Here is an 18,382-nt window from a genome sequence, read left to right as displayed (position 1 = left end):
CTGGCGGCCCCTGCACCCTGGCCCCCGTAGAAGAACAACCATCAAGGAAAGAGTTCCCATGCAGCAGACGTACGATGTCGCGGCCTACATCTGGCCCGCATATCATGACGACCCGCGGGCCCGAATCTTCTTCCCGCACGGGATGGGGGAATGGGAACGCGTCATCGACGCCCGCCCCAAGGTCGACGGCCATCAGCAGCCTCGCAAGCCGCTGTGGGGGTATCAGAATGAGGCCGACCCGCGCGTCATGGAGATGCAAATCGACGCCGCAGCCGACTACGGCGTCAATATCTTCATCTACGACTGGTATTGGTACGACCGGCGGCCGTTCCTCGAGGAATCGCTCAACAAAGGGTATCTGAAGGCACGCAACAATCATCGGGTCAAGTTCTACCTGATGTGGGCCAATCATGACGCGCCGACGATCTGGGACATCCGCACTTCGCACGACAGGCGAGTCGTCTGGGATGCGGCGCTTGACCGGGAGGAGTTCGAGCGGATCGGCAACCGCCTGATCAGCAAGTACTTTACACAGCCGTCGTATTACCGAATCGAGAGCCGGCCGGTCTTCTCCATCTACGACCTACCGACGCTGATGCGCGGTCTGGGCGGCGTGGACGGCACCCGAGCGGCCCTCGAGTGGTTCCGGGACCGGGCCGTCGCGTCGGGACTGGACGGGCTGCATCTGCAGGCGGTCCTGCGTCATGCTCTTCCGCATGTGGAGGTGACCGGCATCACCGGCGACGGTGCGTCGATACAGAACCACATGGTCGAACAGCTCGGATTCGACAGCGTGACTCATTACCAATGGTGTCATGTCGTCGAGCCCAAGGGGGAATACCAGCCCTACGGCGAGCAAGCCGTGGCCACATGGAACGGCATAGACGAAGAATTCAACATACCCTACTTCCCGCATGTCTCAGTGGGCTGGGACAACAACCCCAGGTATGTCGCCTACCAGGAATCAAACATCACCGGAAACACGCCGGACAGATTCGAGAACTTTCTACGCAAGGCCCAGAAATTCGTCGACGAGCATCCGAATCAAGCCCCCATGGTGACGATCAACAGCTGGAATGAATGGACCGAAGCCAGCTATCTGCAACCGGACACCGATCACGGCTATGCCTACCTGGACGCAGTAAAGCGCGTATTCGGATGAAAGCCTCCACCAGCGTGAGCTCCTGACAGACCCCCCGCGTGCGCCGGTGCCTTCCCACATTCCCGGTGCACGCGGGTTCTCCCCCTTCCTCGTCACCTCCGTCACCTTCGCCAAGGAGACCCCTCTGATGCAGGCACTCGTCATGAAGGAGAGCTGGAAGCTGGAGGTGGAGGATCTGCCCGCCCCCGTCCCCGGGCCCGGCGAGGCGCTCCTGCGCATCATCGCCACCGGCATCTGCGGCTCCGACATCCACGGCTTCACCGGCGAGAACGGCCGTCGGCACCCAGGCCAGGTGATGGGCCACGAAACCGTCGGCCGCATCGTCGCGCTCGGCGCAGGCAGCGAGGCGCACGACCTCGCCGAGGGCCGGCTCGTCACCGTCAATCCCGTAATCTCCTGCGGACAGTGCACAGCCTGCCAGACCGACGCCCAGCAGCGCTGCCCCGCCCGCCGGGTGATCGGAGTCGACCCGGCGCTGCGTTCGGCCTTCGCCGAGCTGATGACCGCCCCGGCCGGCAACCTCGTACCGCTGCCGGATTCCGTGCCGGACGAGCACGGTGCGCTCATCGAGCCGCTGGCCGTCGGCTACCACGCCGCCGTACGCGGCGGGTGCGCCCCCGGTGACCGGGTCCTGGTCATCGGCGGCGGGCCGATCGGCCAGGCCACCGCGCTCGCCGCGCTACGCATGGGCGCGGACGCGGTTGTCGTCAGCGAGCCACACCCAGAACGACGCGGCATACTGGCGCGGCTCGGACTGACGGCCGTCGACCCGGCCGCGGGCGACCTGACCGAGCTGGTGCGCGACGCGCTCGGCCGGCCGACGCTGACCCTGGACGCGGTCGGCGCGACCAGCACCCTCGCCGACGCACTGGCCGTCACCGACCTCGGCTCGCGGGTCGTCCTCGTCGGCATGCACGCGCCGCGCGTCGACCTCCCGGCCTACGCGGTGAGCACCGAGGAGCGCTCGCTGATCGGCAGCTTCTGCTACTCCGCCGGGGAGTTCGCGCAGACCGCCCGCTGGGTCGCCGAGACCGACCGCGACCTGTCGGCACTCGTCGACGGCCGGGTCGACCTCGCCAGTGCGGCCAGCAGCTTCGCAGCGCTCGCCCGAGGAGAGAACCAGGCGAGCAAGGTGCTGGTCTACCCGCACGGCGCTCCCGACACCGCCACCCACCCCCACCCCGCCACCACCGCCGCCGAGGAGAACCGGGAATGACCCTCCGCACCCACCCGCCCCGGATCCGCCACCTGCGCGCCTACACCGTCGACGCGCCGGGCGGCGGCGACTACCACGACCAGCCGACCGGACACTGGATCGACGACCAGATCGCCACGCCGATGGCCGTCTACCCCGAATATCGGGCGAGCCGCCAGAGCTTCGGCCTCAACGTCCTCGGCTCGCTCGTGGTCGAGGCGGAGGCGGACGACGGCACGGTCGGCTTCGCCGTCACCACCGGCGGCGAGCCGGCGGCCTGGATCGTCGAGCGCCACCTGGCCCGGTTCGTCGAGAGCGTCCCGGCGACCGACCTGGAGCGCCTCTGGGACCAGATGTTCCGGGCCACCCTCTTCTACGGCCGCAAGGGTCTGGTACTCAACGCCATCAGCGGCGTCGACCTCGCCCTGTGGGACCTGATGGGCAAGCTACGCGGACAGCCGGTCTACGAGCTCCTCGGCGGCCCGGTCCGCGACGAGCAGGTCTTCTACGCCACCAGCGCCCGCCCCGACCTGGCCGAAGGCATGGGCTTCATCGGCGGCAAGATGCCACTGCAGCACGCCCCGGTCGAGGGCGAGGCGGGGCTGCGCGCCAACATCGAGCAGATGCGCACCATGCGTGAACGGGTCGGCGACGACTTCTTCCTGGCCTACGACTGCTGGATGTCCCTCGACGTCCCCTACGCCCTCCGCCTCGCCCACGGCCTCGACGGCCTCGGCGTGCGCTGGGTGGAGGAGGCGCTGCCGCCGGACGATTACTGGGGTTACGCAGAGCTGCGCCGCGGCCTGCCACCCGGCATGCTCTGCACCACCGGCGAGCACGAGGCCGGCCGACTCGGCTTCCGCATGCTGCTGGAGATGGGCTGCGCGGACATCATCCAGCCCGACGTGGGCTGGTGCGGCGGGCTCACGGAGCTGATGAAGATCTCCGCGCTCGCCGACGCCCATGGCAAGCTGGTCGTGCCCCACGGGTCGAGCGTGTACTCCTACCATTTCGTGATCACCCGTCACAACAGTCCGTTCGCCGAGTTCCTGATGATGGCGCCGGACGCGGACGCGGTGGTGCCGATGTTCAGCCCGCTGCTGCTGGATGAGCCGGTGCCGGAGAACGGCCGGCTCACGCTCCCCGACACCCCAGGCTTCGGCGTCCGGCTCAACCCCGAGTGCGCGCTGCGCCGCCCCTTCGCCCACTGACCCCCACCGCAACGCTCGGGCGGAGCACCGGGTCTGTCAGATCGGCGAGCGCGTGGCGACGGTCATCGAGCATGCACGTCGCTCCGGCGTGTCCCCGACAGAAGCCGCGCTCTCGCTGGCCAGGGCATAACTCCGCCCTCACTGACACGCCCTGTCTCAACCCCCGGCTCCCGACCGGGCACCTGCCCCGAAACCGGAGACGGGCGCCCTCCGCTCCGCTGCAGAGCCCGGAACGGCGACCGGCTCACGCGGGCACGGCTCTCACCTCGCGACCCCGACGCAAACACAGCCGACGACGGGAGCAGAAGGGACAGCATGCCCTTTCTTCTCCTGTGCCAGCAGGACACGCCGGGATAAAACCTCCGCACTCCAGCAGCTGATCGACGCTCACCGCCAATGACGGGGACCACCTGAGGCGCAACGGATCAAACAGTACTGGGAGTACGTACATGGCGGTGGAGGCCGGCGCATGGCAGGAGGACCGCGTCACGGGGCGGGTATGGACAGTGCGCCTGGACCCCTACGGCCGCCCTTCCCCCGGCTCGGTCCGGCCCTCCTGCTCCCGCCCGGCCTGCACCGATCAACGCTTTCCCAGCGCCGCGGGACGCAAGGCCGCGATCGAACACATCAACACGCAACCTGGCCCGCATTCGCACACGCAGCGGACCGCGCAGCGAGACGTGGCGCGCCTGCCGCGCCGCCGACTGCGCGTGACACACCCCCGACACCGACACCAACCCCGCCGCTGGACGGCGCGGTAGGGCACGGCCGACGGCGGAAGCGATGCGGTCCGGCGGTCCTGACGGCGTACGCGGACCGTACGGGAAGACGGTGGCAGACTGCGGAGATGTGCGCGCGGCGCGATGGTCCCTCCGTCCGCGTTGACATGGGTCAGGCCGCGCAGGACCGCCATCATGCCGAGGGTCGCGATGAGCGCGTTGACCCGGAAGACCGTGACGAGCACACCGTTGACCAGGCCGATCAGGATTCCGATGCCTGCAGCGGCGAGAACGGCCACAAGAATGATCTGTTTCTGGGCGATGCTCGCCATCATCACGCCGCAGAAGGCGGTGCCGCTGCCCACCGAGAGGTCGACCCGACCTGCGATCAGGAGCATCGTGCCGGGTATCGCGATGATGCCGGTCACGGCGATGGCGGTGAGCAGGTTGAGGATATTGCCCTGGGTCAAGAACTGCGGCGACTGCAGCGAGAAGAACAGGACCAGGGAGACGAGCATCGTCAGCAGGGCCGCGAGCTCGGGCATGGTCCGGCGTCGTCCACGGTGCTGCCCCTGTTGCTAATCGGGACCGTGCGCGGGCCCTTCCGCGCTCTCCAGGGATGTCTTGCTCTGTGTCATGTTGCCCATGGAGACGTCCTACTGGCTGTCGACGCGGACCTACGCGAAGTGCTCGCAGGCAGCCGACGGTGCAACTCGTGCGCTGTCCCAGTCATACCTGCCGGAAGGGCACCCCCATCAGGTGGGCGGCCGCCTTGTAGTCGGCAGCGCGGTGGCCCGTGGACAGGGCCCAGTGGTGGCCGATGCCTGTCTCGCTCCAGGCGTCCACCCATTCGCCGGGATCCCTGCCGAAGTCGACGCGGCTGGTGGTGTTGCCGATTTCCAGCAAGGGCCCGGGTACGGTCTCCCCCTCCGAGGCGATGAATACCAAGGTGCCGTCCTGATCCTGACCGATACCGAAAGCGGTGACCGGGCCGTGTTCGACGTCAAACTCCACGGAGACGCCCCACCCGCGCTTGCCGTGGTAGACACCCAGTCCCCGCAGCAGCGGATCGCGCGCGCTCACTGCCAGATGCCCGGGGCCATCGTGTCCCATTTCGACCACGCCGTCGGTGAAATTGAGCGCTTGGATCTCGGTGAACGAGCCTCCCGCACCCAGGCTCTCCGACACCAGCTGCGCGACCGATGTGCGCAGCTCGAATTCACCGGCGGCCGGAATGCCGCGTGCAGTCAGCAGCGATGCCCCCAGGATCATCCCCGCACCGAGTCGTTCGTGCTGCTCGCCGCCGAGTCCACGGTGGTAATAGGCGAGCGTGGTCAGCCCGAAGTCCTCGACCAGCCGGTCGAGTCCGACGGAGACCCTGGCACCCCAGGCGTAGTCCTCTGCCACCACGGAGTCGTCGAGGGTGAAGACCTCCCGGGCCAGGCCCATGCGCTCCTCGGCCTCCGCGTCCGTGACATCGGCGACCCGGACCCGCAGATCGTCGAACTCGAGAACCTCGACTTGCGAACCAAACTGGGCGGACAGCAAGGTCATGTCGGTCGAGACATCGAGCATCCCGGGGTACAGGTGACCCATCAGGCCGTGGCGCGCGTGCCGCAGCGCCGCCCGGACCTTCGCCGCCGCGACCCACTGCTCGATGCGGCGCCAGGCGTTGGGATCACGCAGCCAGCCCGACACGGAACGGAACGGGATGCCCGCACGACGGAAGACATTGCCCACCTCGGGGACGGGGCACTGTCCGCAATAGGCCAGCCACATCCCCGTATCGAAGTTCGCGTGGTCCATCCGCTCCGTCGGCTGGAGATCGATCACCAGGACCGGAGTCCCCGAGCGCTGCGCGATCGGCAGGACCATCGACGACGTCAGGTAGGTGGTGAGGAACACCACGATCAGGTCGCAGTCCGCTTGGCGCAGTCGCTCGGCGGCGGTTTCGGCCTCGCGGGCGTCCGATATGAAGCCGACGTCGGTCACTTCGGCATCCAGCGCCTCGAACCGCTCGGTGACGTAGCGGGCCGACTCGCGCAACTGCGGGAGCAGGTCCGGGAACTGCGGCCAGTAGGCGCCCAGGCCGCCCGCCACCAGGCCGATCCGGGCCGCCCTGCGCGGCGCGGGCGGGAGAAGCCGGTGCAAAGCGGCCACCCGATCCGCTGCGTCGGCGCCCCGGTCCGGCTCGGTCGCATCGACCCTGAGTGTGGATTCCTTCGGAGTCATTGAGGCTGTGCCTTCTTTCTGCATATGTGCGTCTGCGATCTTCTTGCTGACTGTTGTGTGGGGGTGTTCGGGCGCTGTTCCCGGTCTCAGCCCGATGCCGGGACCGACTGAGCTGTGGCACTCATCTCGGTCGGCGAGCCCGCGAAGGCACCCCGTGCCAGCGCGTGGGTGAGTCCCTGCGACGTGCCGCGGGTGTCGGGCGGCAGGGTCAGCTGGGACCACACCTTGTCATTCGGCTCGCCCGCGAGTGGGCTGGAGAGCTGGTACAGGATGAAGTACGCGACCAGGAACAGCCGGTCCCGCCAGGGCGTGTCGGCATAGGGGACGCGACGTAGAAGAAGAAGGTCGCCGTCATCGGGATGAGGATCGACTTCTTGAGCAGGTTGCTCAGATGGGTGCCCTGCGGCACTACGGCCGTTGAGTCGCCGGGCACGTGCGCGGCGGCCCCCGGACGCGGTCCGTCATCCGCCTCGGCGTCCTGATGAGCAGGCCGGAGTCCAGATATGAAGCCATGCCGGACAAGGCCGCGAGTTTCCAGTAGCGCCATGCGACAGGGCGCTTGGCGGGCCGGAACACAGCGGGAATGCCGGTCATGTCACACATCCTTCGTTGGAACGTGAACGCACGGGAGGGGTGACGCTGAGCAATGGGAGTGACCGTAGGGCGGGTTGGAACGTTTTTCAAGGTGGTTGGAGCACCTTCCGATCGCCTGACGCAACTGCACAGAATGCGGGCAAATCGCACACAGGAGAGGCAATCGAGGACTGGTACAGCCTGCCTTCGACGCGTACGGTGACGCTTCTAAAAACGTTTTACGTCGGCGTTGGGCATCTGAAGTCAGCGAAAGGACCGCGGCACTGTGCTCTCCCGTACCCTCACCGAGTTGTTCCAGGACCCGCCCCGCGACTTCGGTCCCACCCCGCTGTGGTGGTGGTCGGGGGCCAAGGTCACCCGGGAGCGGCTCGAATGGCAGATGCGCGAGTTCGCCGCGGGCGGCATCCACAACCTTGTCGTGATCAACCTGGCCCCGGCAGGGCCCACGTTCGGCGCCAAGGCCGACGACCCGGCCTGGTTCAGCGAGGAGTGGTGGGTACGCTTCACCGACGCCTGCGAAATCGCGCAGCGGCTCGGCATGCGGCTGTGGTTCTACGACCAGGTGGGCTTCTCCGGCGCCAACGTCCAGGGCGGCATCACCCACCGGCACCCCGAAGCGGCCGGCCAGGCGCTGCGCTGCCGCGACGCCGTCGTCACCGGCGGTCGCGTCGACCTGCTGAGCACGGAGACACTGATCGGCGCGTACGGGACGGACGGCAGCAGGCTGCACGTCCCGGACACCCCCGATGGCACCGACATCCTGCTGGTCACCTCCGTCCCCACGGCTTTCGACTACCTGGACCCGCACGCCGTCGGTCTCCTGATGGACACCGTTCACGGCGAGTACGACCGCCGCGTTCCGCAGTACCTGGGCCATGTCATCGCCGGGAGCTTCCAGGACGAGCTGCCCGCCACCAACTCCTGGACGCCCCGCTTTCCGGAGGAGTTCAGGACCCGTCGTGGTTACGACCTCCTCGACCATTTGCCCGCGCTGTTCCGGCACGGCGGCCGACAGGCCGCCAAGGTGCGCACCGACTACTATGGCGTGCGCGCCGAACTCACCGAGGAGGCGCTCTTCAAACCGCTCGGCCAATGGCACGACAGCCGCGGCATGCTGCTGGGCGCCGACCAGAGCAACCCGGCGCGTGCGGGATACCCCACCCAGTCCACCCAGCTCTACACCGACTACTTCCGCACTCACCGCTGGTACAGCGCCGCGGGCAGCGACCACGAAGGGGACGCGAAGGTCCACTCGTCCATGGCCCATCTCTATGGCCACGAGCGGGTGTGGATCGAGGCGTTCCACTCCTCCGGCTGGGGCGGGACGCTGGAGGACACGTACGACTGGCTGTTGCCCTTCCTGCGCGGCGGGGCCAACCTGTACAACCCGCACGCCAGTTACTTCGGCACCGCGGGCGGCTGGTTCGAATGGGCGCCGCCGTCCACCGACTGGCGTCAGCCGTACTGGAAGCAGTACCCGGCTTTTTCGCGGGCCGTCTCCCGCATCGCATCGATCATGTCGTGGGGAACGTACGACGCCGGCGTCGCGGTCCTGCACCCGACCACCACCGCGCATGCGCTGCTGCCGCTGGACCTGCCCATCGACCACTTCGGTGACGGGCAGGCCGGCGGAGCGCACACGGACCTGGACGAGACGCAGCGCCACTATCTCCAGCTGTGCGGCACCAACAACTGGTTCCACACCCGCATCGGTGAACTGGACCGGCAGCGGGTGGCCTTCGACGTCATCGACGACGACTCCGTCCAGCGTGCCGAGGTCGCGGACGGCACGCTGCGGGTGGCCGGGCTGCGGTTCTCCGCGGTCCTGCTACCGTCCGCGAGCGTGCTCGAAACCGCCACGGCACGGCAACTCATCGCGCTGCTCGACGCCGGCGGCCGGGTCGTGGTCGTCGGCCGGCCGCCTGCCTTCGCAGCAGGGGCCGACGGAGACGATTCCGTGGTCACCGCGGTGGCCGCCCACCCGCGTCTCGAGCGTGTCGCCGACCCCGAGTCCGGCGCCAAGTCCGTGGCCCGCCGGTACGACTACGCCACCGGCGAGGTCCCGCTCTTGGTACGCCGCCAGGGAACCGAGGCCGTCGCCCTGGTCACCGGGGCGTTCCCGAACGCCAACAGCCATCCGCTGCGCGACGCCACGACCCGGCGGTGGGAGGACTTCGACTTCGACCCGGCGCGCTATGCCGCGATGTCGTCGGTCGAGGTGAACGCCGTCGTAGCGGAGGCGGAGGTCTGGGATCCGGCCACCGGCGTACGCCAGACTGCCCATGTCACGGTGTCCGGGCAGCGGTCCAGGATCGAGGTGCCGCTCAACGGCGCGCCCGCCGCGATCGTGGTCTGGCGGGAAGGCGAGGCACCGCCCTCAGTGCCCACGCCCGCATCGCCGGCTCCGGCCGCCGTCGCGACCGACATATCGACGGGCTGGCGCGGTCGACTCGTCGCCACCATGGACAACACCTGGGGTGACATGGCGCTGCCCGCCGCGTCGTCCGTCGAGGACCTGCAGGTCTGGAGCTTCCACTGGTCCGAGGGGCCGGCCGGCCACCCGGAGCGGACGGCGCGCGCGACCTACGGCAACCGCGTCCGGGTGCTCTCCCCGGTCCCGGTCGCGCAGGCACCGGACCCGCTGGACCGCGACACCGTCGCCCGCGTCCTCGCCGGGCAGGCGCCGCTGGTCGGCGACGCGGCCGGATGGGAGGTCTCGCTCCACTCCGCCAGCCGGGGCGTGGCTGATCCCGGGTACGGCACACTCGGCCACAAGGGGCTCGTCGGCGAGGAGTTCGTGCGCCTGCGCATGCCGGCGGACGGCACGGTCGCCCGGGTCCGGGCCATCGTCGAGACGGACCGGCTCGGCGCCGCCGACCTGCACGTCGGCGCCGCGGCCGGCAAGCGCCTGTGGTGGAACGGCGTGGAACTCCCCACCGGCGGCGGCTACTTGACCACGGTCCGCGTCGACGTCGACCAGTCGCTGAACGTCATCGAGTACGAGCTCTTCGACGCCGACGTCCGCTCCGGACTCGCCGCGGACGAAGCCGTCGAACCGCTCGGCAGCTACTTCTGTCTGACCCCGCCCGGCGAGTTCTCCCCCCGGCCCCAGTTCATGCGCCTGCCGGACACGGTACGGCCGTCGGGGCGGACCACCTACCGGGCCCATGTGCGTCTCGACGACGATGCCGCCGAGGCCGTCCTCGTCGTCGGCACGGCCACCGGCGTCACCGTGCTGCTGGACGGCGCCGCCGTGGCCCGGCAGGAGAAGGTCGAGTACTACGAGTCGGCCTGGGGTGCGACCCCGATGTTCTTCCGCCACGCCTTGCGCCTGACGGCGGGCGAGCACCTCCTGGAGCTGGTCGCCGACAGTACCCACGGCGAGGACGTGCTCTACGCCGACCTGGTCGCCCATACGCACTCAGCGGTCGTCACCGTCGTCAGCGGTCCGGGCTGGGAAGTCGAAACGGGCGACTGGCGGGGAGCGGCGGTCGAACACCGGGGCCGCTGGACCGAGTTGCAGCCCTGCCACGCCGCCACCCGGCCGCACCCACTGCACGACACCGCATGGCTGCACGGCGCCCCGGCCCTCGGCGCGACCGTGGACGCGATGCGTACCACCGACGACGCCGTGCCGGCGCCACAACGCCTGCGGGCCACACTCCCCACCGGCGCGGTCGCGGTGAATCTGCCCCTGCGGCTCGCCGCCACAGCGAGGCTGGACGGCGCCGAGCGGCGGCTCGACGGCACCGCACTCCACCTGGACCAGCCGCTGCAGGCGCCCGCGGAACTGGAGATCGTCACCGAGCCCACGGCTACGCTCCGTGGCGGAAGCGCCTTGTCCGGACCGGTCACCGTCCGCGTCGCCGAGGCCCCCGTCCCGCTGACCGACTGGCAGGGCATCGGACTCGCCGGATGGAGCGGAGGGCTGCGCTACTCCCGTACGGTGACGATCCCGCCCGGCTCAGGCCCGGCGGTGACGCCCGTGCTCGACCTGGGGCGGGTACGCGGCTCCGTCGAGGTGGCTGTCGACGGAGAGCAGGCGGGCGAGGCCTTCTGTGCCCCGTACCGTTTCCCGTTGCCGGGTACGGCCGGCCGCACGGTGCGCATCGACGTGACGGTGTACAACACGCTGGCCCCGTACTTCAGCGAGGCCACCCCCACCGCCTGGACCTTTCCCTCGCAGCTGGTCTCGGGGCTGCTGGGCCCCGTCACTATCATGACCCCACCGCCACCGGCGGAGACTGCACAGGCCACCGAGGCCGAGGCGATCGGAGGATGAGGGGCGCGTGACAACCAGCAGGCTCCCCGCGCGTATCCAGGATGTCGCGGCCGCGGCAGGCGTCTCCGTGTCCACGGTCTCCAACGTCCTCAACCGCCCCGAGCGCGTCAACGCCCGCACCGCCGACCGGGTTCGGTCCGTGATCGCCGCCCTCGACTATGTGCCGCACCCGGGGGCGGCCGGCCTGCGCAGCGGCCGCGCGTCGTCGATCGGGCTCGTCCTCCCGGACATCGTCAACTCCTTCTACGCCCGCATCGCCCGGGGGGCGGCCGAGGCCGCCTACGAGCACGGCTTCTCACTCGTCCTGTGCGACAGCGGCGATCACCCCGACCGGGAGCGCGAGTACTTCGACATGCTCGCCGAACAGCGCGCGGTCGGCGTCGTCGTCGCCCCCCTCGGCGCCGACCCGGACCGCCTGACCAGGCTGCGCCGACGCGGCATCCCGCTGGTCCTGACCGACCGGAAGATGCCACCGCAAGAGGGCTGCTCGGTCGCCGTCGACGACGTCACCGGCGGCCGTCTGGCGGTGGAGCACCTGCTGGACAGCGGTGCCCGGCATGTGCTCGTCGTCAACGGCGGCCACGGGATCAGGCAGTGCGCCGACCGGTACCAGGGGGCCCGCCAGGCGATCCGCAGCCGTCGCGGTGCCCGGCTCGACCAAGTCGTCGCCGGGCAGATGACGGTCGCCGCGGGCGCCGCCGTCGCCCGCGACCTGAGCACTCTCCCCGACGCGGTGTTCTGCACGAACGACTTCCTGGCGGTGGGCATGTGCCAGGGGCTGACGCAACGTGGCGTCCGCATTCCCGGCGACGTACAGGTGGTCGGTTACGGCGATCTGGACGTCGCGACGCTGGCAGCCACTCCCCTGACCACCGTCCGGCAGCCGGTGGAGGACCTGGGCCGTACGGCGGTACAGCTCCTCATGGACGAGATCGAAGCCAGCGACGAACACGTCCACGAGACCCGCGTCTTCGGCCCTCGGCTCGTTCCTCGGGACTCGACCGGGGTCGCATGATCGTGGGAACGACGTCTTTGATGCTCACTCTGCGCTGCATGGTCACGTTCTCCTCAAGCGCCACGTACTCCGGGGAGCGAGACTGACGACGCACGCGTCAGCCTCGCCCCGACCTTCGGAGGACCGCAAGGGCACGTGTCGGACGCCGGGTGAGGTCACTGACGGTGGCCGGCCCCCGGATCCGAAACGGTGATGTGCCGCCTCAGCGGCTGGTGCCGAACGTCCTGCGGATCTGCTCCAGATGCCCGTATCCGTAGACGGTGTCGGGCTCGAGGTAGGTGCCCTCCGTCCATTCGTTCCACGCGTTGATGGTCACGAGTGGGGTCCGGGTCTTCTCGACGTACTCGCGCACCTTCTCAAGCGCCTGCCCGAAGTGTTCAGGGGTGCAGTCCGAGATGATGTTGGTGTGGGGATAGCCGAGGCCGGGGTTGTACCTGTCGGACTGGACCGTCCGTGGTGACGGGTCCCACCCGACGGTCACATTGGGATAGTAGGGCTGCTCGAACCTGGCCGCGAGGTCCTCCCAGCCCTTCTCCGCCTGCTCCAGGACGTCGGGGTACGGGGTGAGAAGCGCGGGCAGCGGGTGGTGGTGTACCCACACATAGGACGTCACGCTGTCGAATCCGAGTCGGCTCACCAACACGGCTTCGTCGAGCGCTACACCGTCCTGGGGCAGCACCGGCTGATCGCGGGTGATGGCGTTGAGGTGAACGTCGCCGTGGCCCGCCCGGGCGGCACGCGAGCGCAGATCGTCAAGCGCGGTCCTGGTCGATTCGATTCCGCCGAGCCCGTCGACGAGGGTGGGCAGATCGTAGATCGACAGGTAGGGGCGGTCACCGAGCCGCAGGTACGCCGGGTGATGGAAGTACCTCTCCAGCAAGTACTCCGTAGCCGCCCGGAATTGGGCGGCATCGACGCTTCCCGACTCGAGCTCGGTGGCCTCCGTCCCGGACTTCCACGGGTGGATGTTGGTCCAATGATGGTTCGCCCACATGACAGCGAACTTCATGTCGTGCTCGGCCGCGATGGGCATGAACGCGGTTTCAAGCGGGCGCTCCAGGTAGGGGCGCCCGCTGTACCAGTACCAATCGAAGATGAAGGCATCGACCCCGTGCTCGGTAGCCATCTCGATCTTGCGGGCCATCACCGCCGGATCGGCTTCGTCCTCGCAGCCGTGCAGCGGAACGCGCGGCTGCTCATGCCCCTCGAAGCGCGGGCCGGCCTTCTTCAGCACCTCCCACTCCGTCCATCCTTCACCGTGCCACCGCTCATTGCGGGGGTCGACGTGGTAGTTCGGGAAGTAGTACGCCGCCATCGTCACTTCACGCCTGTTCACATCGGCCCCTCAAAATCTCCGAGATGGCTGGCGAGTTGAATGCAAATCGTTGATCAATCACAACTGCGACTGTATGGAAGACGTGGCGTTCACGCTGCGGGCTGGATTGAGGAAAAGTAGGTCAGAGTTGACCAACGGGGAGTCCCGTGAGGCATATCCGACGTAGACCTGTGCCCGGCCTTCCGTCCAGGTTTCCACCAGCAGTTACTCACACCGAGAGCCCAATAACCATCAGTCACTGGTCTCATCCGCGCAATTGAGGTCCGAAATGTGCCAACGATGACGCCCTGACCCGACCGTCTCCGGTGACCGTCCAGGAAGATCCACGATGGCGGTGACGCCGACCGGCACGGTGAGATGGACGGAGAAGGTGTCCGCCTCGCGTAGCCAGCTGACTTCGGCCCGCCCATACGGCGTCTCCTTCGCCGCCGACGCGTGGGTGAGGCCGCCGCCAGGCCGGGGGCGAACGAGGAGCCGGCGGTACCCGGGGTCGGCGGGGGCCATCCCCGCAACGACGCGATGCAGCCAGTCGGCGACCGCGCCCAGGGCGTAGTGGTTGAAGGACGTCATGTCACCCGGGTTGACACTTCCATCCGGGAGAAGGCTGTCCCAGCGCTCCCATATCGTTGTCGCACCCTGGGTTACCGGATAGAGCCAGGACGGGCACGTCTGCTTCAGAAGCAGAGCGTAGGCGGTGTCGAGATGCCCAGAGTCGGTGAGGGCGTCACAGATGACCGGGGTACCGACGAAGCCTGTGGCAATGTGAAAGTCGGCCTCCTCTACCAACGTGGCCAGACGCCGAGCCGCGGCGTCGCGCTGCGCAGGGGTGGGAAACAGGCCGAAATGGAGCGCGACGGCATAGGAGGACTGGGCGTCGTCATCAAGCAATCCAGACGGAAGAATCCACTTCTGTGCAAACGCATCCCTGATGGCTCGCGCGAGTTCTTCGTAATGCCGGTGATCCTCGGAATATCCCAGAGTGTGGGCCATCCTGGCCAGAACCGTGGTCGAACGAGCACGATATGCGGTTGCGATCAGGTACGGATCAGCCTTGCTGGCCGTGGGATCATCCGGCGGAGCGGATGGATCGAGCCAGTCACCGAACTGGAACCCCGTGTCCCACAAGTGGTTGTCACCCGCATGGGCGGTCATGCAGTCGACCCATGCCTTCGCGCTTGGATATTGCGCCCGCAACACCTCTACATCCTCGTATTGCTGGTACAGCTCCCACGGTGTGAGAACGGCGACGTCGCCCCAGGCCGCCGTCGGCGTGAGGGCCTCAAGTTCCAGAGGCGGTGCCGAAATCGCGGGAACGAAGTAGGGCACGCAGCCATTGGGCAGCTGATCGGCGGCCAGGTCGCGCAACCACGAGGACAGCATGCCCGCGCAGTCGTACAGAAATGACGCGGTCGGCGCGAAGATCTGAACGTCGCCGGTCCAGCCCAGCCGTTCATCGCGTTGGGGACAGTCAGTGGGAACGTCCAGGAAGTTGCCGCGCATGCTCCACACCACGTTCTCGTGCAGGCGCTGGATATGCGGATCCGAGCAGGCGAAGGTGCCTGTCCTCAGCATATCGGTGTGGTAGACGCGGGCCACTACCTCAACGTCGTCAACGTCTCCGCTGACCTCGGCGTATCGGAATCCGTGGAAGGTGAATCGCGGTTCCCAGCTCTCCTGGCCCTCGCCGCGCAGGACGTACTCATCGGTCGCCCGCGCCTGGCGCAGAGGCCGGACACACAGTTCGCCGTCCTGCAGTACCTCGGCATGGCGAAGCCGGACCACCGCGCCTGAGGGGCCTTCAGCCCACATCTGAAGGCGGCCGACCAGGTTCTGTCCGAAGTCGACGATCCTCCTACCCGAGGGTGAGGTGATTTCGGCGACCGGCTTGAGCTCCTGGGTACAGCGGACCGGCGGCCCCAAGGGGGCCACCAGCGTTGTCCTGTCGTGAGCCATCAATTGGACGGGCAGCCAGTCACCGGCGTCGAAGCCAGGGGTGGACCAGCCCGGACGTTCACGCTGCGCGTTGTGGTGTTCACCGTCGTACAGGCTCGCACGCTGGATAGGGCCTGCTGCAGTGCACCAGTTCTCATCCGTGCGGACGACCTCAGCGGATCCATCAGCGTACTGAATCTCCAACTGCGCCAGCAGCCCTCTTCGGTCACCGTAGATGTGGCGCGTGCCGCCGTTGAATCCGAGGCGCCCCCGGAACCACCCGTCGGCCAGCCAGGCCCCCAGCGTATTGGAGCCGGAGTTCAGCGCCTCGGTCACGTCGTATGTCTGGTAGCGAAGCCGGTGGTGGTAGCTGGTCCAACCGGGTGCGAGCACGATGTCACCGACACGGACACCGTTGAGTTCAAGTTCGTAGAGTCCCAATGCCGTGGCATAGAGCCTTGCTCGACGTACTGGTCCTCTGACCGAGAAGTCTCTGCGCAGGAGCGGCACGCTCTCGCCCGCGGCAGGCGCGTCAGGCGTGATGAAGCCCGCCGTCCAGTCCGACGGCTCCAGAAGACCTGTCTCCAGCGTCAGCGTCGGACTCCAGTCGGAGGCGTGCGCACTCCCCGATCCCCAGACCCGCACGCGGATCTGCCGCCGACTGCGTGACCCGAGTTCGCGGTGGGGCCAGGGGACCAGCACGCTGTCCTCGGAGTCGATCCGCCCGCTGGACACGACATCTCCGGATTCGGGGTCCGCACACTCGATCTCGTAGGCGCCCTGCTGCCAGCCGGCAGGCGCGTCGAGTACCGCCCAGGACAGCCGCGGGCGAGCTTCACCGATGCCCAGGGCTTCCCTGTGGTGTTCAGCACGTGGCTCAGCCACTCGGGGGAGCTTGTCTCCGTGGTGCGGCACGCGGTCTCCTCGGACCATCCGGGGTGACCCGGCGCGGGCCACTCGTGTTCAAACGTTCACACATCCAGCCGCACCGAACCGGACGACGTTTCAGTCGGCTTCGGTGCGCATCAGACTACTTGGTCGTACCCGCCGCATACTCGGACTCGTATTCCGAAGCGATCTTGTCGCCGCCCCCGGACTTCCACTCGCTCACCGCGGTGTCCCACGAATTGACGGATCGGCGCCCGGTGATGATGCCGATGATCGCGTCGTCCATGGACTGGCTCAGCGTGGCGCCCGCGGTGCTCAGAGTATTGGAGCGGAGACCGGTCGCCGGATTGTTGATCAACTTGGGGCAGGTCTGACGCTGCCACTCGTAGGCAGCCTTGATCTCTTCCTCCGCATTGGGTACATACAGCACCTGGGGTGCACTGCACATGGAATAGAACGGCAGATTGACGACGTTCTCGGTCCTGCCAAGGGCCGTCGGCATCGGGTCGCCGTTCTTGTTGTAGGTGAAGTGCACGCCCTCCACGCCATACATAAGGAGTTGGTACTCCTCGGTCCCGAAAGGTGAGGCCAGAAAATCCAGCACCTTCAGAACCATCTTGATCTTCGCCTTCGACAGCTTCTTGTTGATGACGGTGTACCCGGCATACCCCGGTCCTGCCCACGGAGTGGCGTCAACCCCGTCCGCGGAGTAGGAGATCATCGGTGTTGCCTTGAAACCCCGCACCTGACTGAGCGTTGTCGGGAGGGCGCCGAAGCTGTCCGTGTAGGACTGCACAGTTCCGTTGTAGAACTGCGTCTTGAGGTCGACTGTCGCAGTCGAGGCGGAGTCGGGGTAGTACTGCCTCTGCTTCCACAGGGTGTGCAGGTACGCCAGCATCTCCTTGAAGCGAGGGCTCTCGTAATAGGTACTGAACTTCCCGTCCGATACCGACCAGGTGTTGGGCACCCCATGGAACTGTGCGTGGGCGCCGAACCAGTTCAGGGCGTTGTCCTTCGCCGCGCCGATCCCGTATTTCCTGCCGTGGGTGAGTTCCTGGAGCAGGCGCGTGAAGTCCTCGCGGCTGTACCCGCTGTTGTCGGGGCGGAAGCCGTGCTTCTCGAAGTTGGTGCTGTTGATCCACAACACCAACGCAGGCCTGGCTCGCTGAACGGGGACACCGTAGATGCCGCCGTGGAAACGCCCTGCCGCCTTCCAGGAACCGGTCGGAAGGTTCGCGAGGTTGGGGTAGGCCTTGACGGCGTCGCCGGAGACGAATTCTGAGATGTTGGCCATTGTCTTGAGGACAAAAGGACCCTCGTGCGGGAACGTGGCTCCGCCGGCCAGGTTCAGGATGTCCGGGAGATCGTCGCTGGCCATCAAGGTGGCCATCTTTGCCGTAAAGTCCGCGGCCGGCACCGAGGTGAAGTCGATCTTCACGCCGAGGGCCTTCTCCATGCCCTGCCAATACTTGTTCTGCCCACGGGGGGTGGGCGCGGTGCCATAGGTGATGGTCATGACCTTGAGTGTGGAGCCGTCGCCGGGAGTCTCAGAGGTTCCCTTGGTGAGCTCCGAGGGGTAGTTCAGGTAGGTGTCCTGGATGCCGGTGCCGACGTCGCCCTTGAGGTCCGGGGTGACGGTGGCCTTGGGCACGTACGTCGGCCACGGCGCCAGTTCCGTCCCCGCGTTGGCGGCATCGCCCGAAGAGCTGGAGGTACTGCAGGAGCTCAGCAAGGGAGGTGCGGCGATGGCGGCGGAGGCGATGCCGATGGAGCGCAACACGGAACGGCGGGAGGGGGTGTGCATGGTCGTACATTC

10 protein-coding genes are annotated in these 18,382 nt (G+C 67.7%); 5 read left to right on the top strand and 5 right to left on the bottom strand.

Translation table 11 applies throughout. The features are described from left to right. The first annotated feature begins 58 nt into the window (after positions 1 to 58). The 3 genes from JK364_RS38380 to rhmD all read left to right on the top strand — a co-directional run bounded on the left by JK364_RS38380 (position 59) and on the right by rhmD (position 3,568). Complete coding sequence (locus JK364_RS38380; RefSeq protein ID WP_201856026.1) at positions 59 to 1,162, top strand: glycosyltransferase WbsX family protein; 1,104 nt, start codon at positions 59 to 61, stop codon at positions 1,160 to 1,162. A 127-nt stretch (positions 1,163 to 1,289) separates the two neighbouring features. Continuing rightward, positions 1,290 to 2,378: a zinc-dependent alcohol dehydrogenase gene (locus tag JK364_RS38375; RefSeq protein ID WP_201856025.1), complete on the top strand. Its 1,089-nt coding sequence runs from the start codon at positions 1,290 to 1,292 to the stop codon at positions 2,376 to 2,378. After that, positions 2,375 to 3,568, top strand: a complete 1,194-nt coding sequence (rhmD, locus tag JK364_RS38370) for an L-rhamnonate dehydratase (RefSeq protein WP_201856024.1) — start codon at positions 2,375 to 2,377, stop codon at positions 3,566 to 3,568. Before JK364_RS38375 ends, rhmD begins: the two co-directional genes overlap by 4 nt. A gap of 580 nt (positions 3,569 to 4,148) precedes the next feature. On the opposite strand, the gene JK364_RS38365 is transcribed toward rhmD, so the two are convergent. Together JK364_RS38365 and JK364_RS38360 are read right to left on the bottom strand one after the other, a co-directional pair. Further along, a complete protein-coding gene (locus JK364_RS38365) occupies positions 4,149 to 4,832 on the bottom strand; it encodes an ABC transporter permease (protein ID WP_201856023.1) in 684 nt (227 codons plus the stop codon). Between the two features lie 184 nt (positions 4,833 to 5,016). Continuing rightward, a complete protein-coding gene (locus JK364_RS38360; RefSeq protein WP_443732269.1) occupies positions 5,017 to 6,333 on the bottom strand; it encodes an arabinose isomerase in 1,317 nt (438 codons plus the stop codon). A 1,045-nt stretch (positions 6,334 to 7,378) separates the two neighbouring features. Between JK364_RS38360 and JK364_RS38355 the strand changes: the two genes are divergently transcribed. Together JK364_RS38355 and JK364_RS38350 are read left to right on the top strand one after the other, a co-directional pair. Further along, complete coding sequence (locus tag JK364_RS38355) at positions 7,379 to 11,395, top strand: glycosyl hydrolase (protein ID WP_201856021.1); 4,017 nt, start codon at positions 7,379 to 7,381, stop codon at positions 11,393 to 11,395. Positions 11,396 to 11,402: 7 nt separating this feature from the next. Then, positions 11,403 to 12,410, top strand: a complete 1,008-nt coding sequence (locus tag JK364_RS38350) for a LacI family DNA-binding transcriptional regulator (protein WP_201856020.1) — start codon at positions 11,403 to 11,405, stop codon at positions 12,408 to 12,410. A 202-nt stretch (positions 12,411 to 12,612) separates the two neighbouring features. On the opposite strand, the gene JK364_RS38345 is transcribed toward JK364_RS38350, so the two are convergent. The 3 genes from JK364_RS38345 to JK364_RS38335 all read right to left on the bottom strand — a co-directional run bounded on the left by JK364_RS38345 (position 12,613) and on the right by JK364_RS38335 (position 18,370). Continuing rightward, positions 12,613 to 13,746 carry a glycosyltransferase WbsX family protein gene (locus tag JK364_RS38345; protein ID WP_201856019.1) on the bottom strand — a complete coding sequence of 378 codons (1,134 nt, stop codon included), beginning with the start codon at positions 13,744 to 13,746 and terminating at the stop codon, positions 12,613 to 12,615. Between the two features lie 231 nt (positions 13,747 to 13,977). Continuing rightward, on the bottom strand, positions 13,978 to 16,563 hold the full coding sequence (locus JK364_RS38340; RefSeq protein ID WP_307841500.1) for a glycoside hydrolase family 78 protein: 2,586 nt from the start codon (positions 16,561 to 16,563) through the stop codon (positions 13,978 to 13,980). Between the two features lie 145 nt (positions 16,564 to 16,708). Further along, on the bottom strand, positions 16,709 to 18,370 hold the full coding sequence (locus tag JK364_RS38335; protein ID WP_201856017.1) for a type 2 periplasmic-binding domain-containing protein: 1,662 nt from the start codon (positions 18,368 to 18,370) through the stop codon (positions 16,709 to 16,711). Positions 18,371 to 18,382 lie beyond the last annotated feature (12 nt).

The organism is Streptomyces endocoffeicus, assembly GCF_016741935.1.
GTDB classification, from domain to species: Bacteria; Actinomycetota; Actinomycetes; order Streptomycetales; family Streptomycetaceae; genus Streptomyces; species Streptomyces endocoffeicus.
Note: the sequence above shows the minus strand (reverse complement) of the source record. Positions and strands in the feature narration are given on the sequence as shown.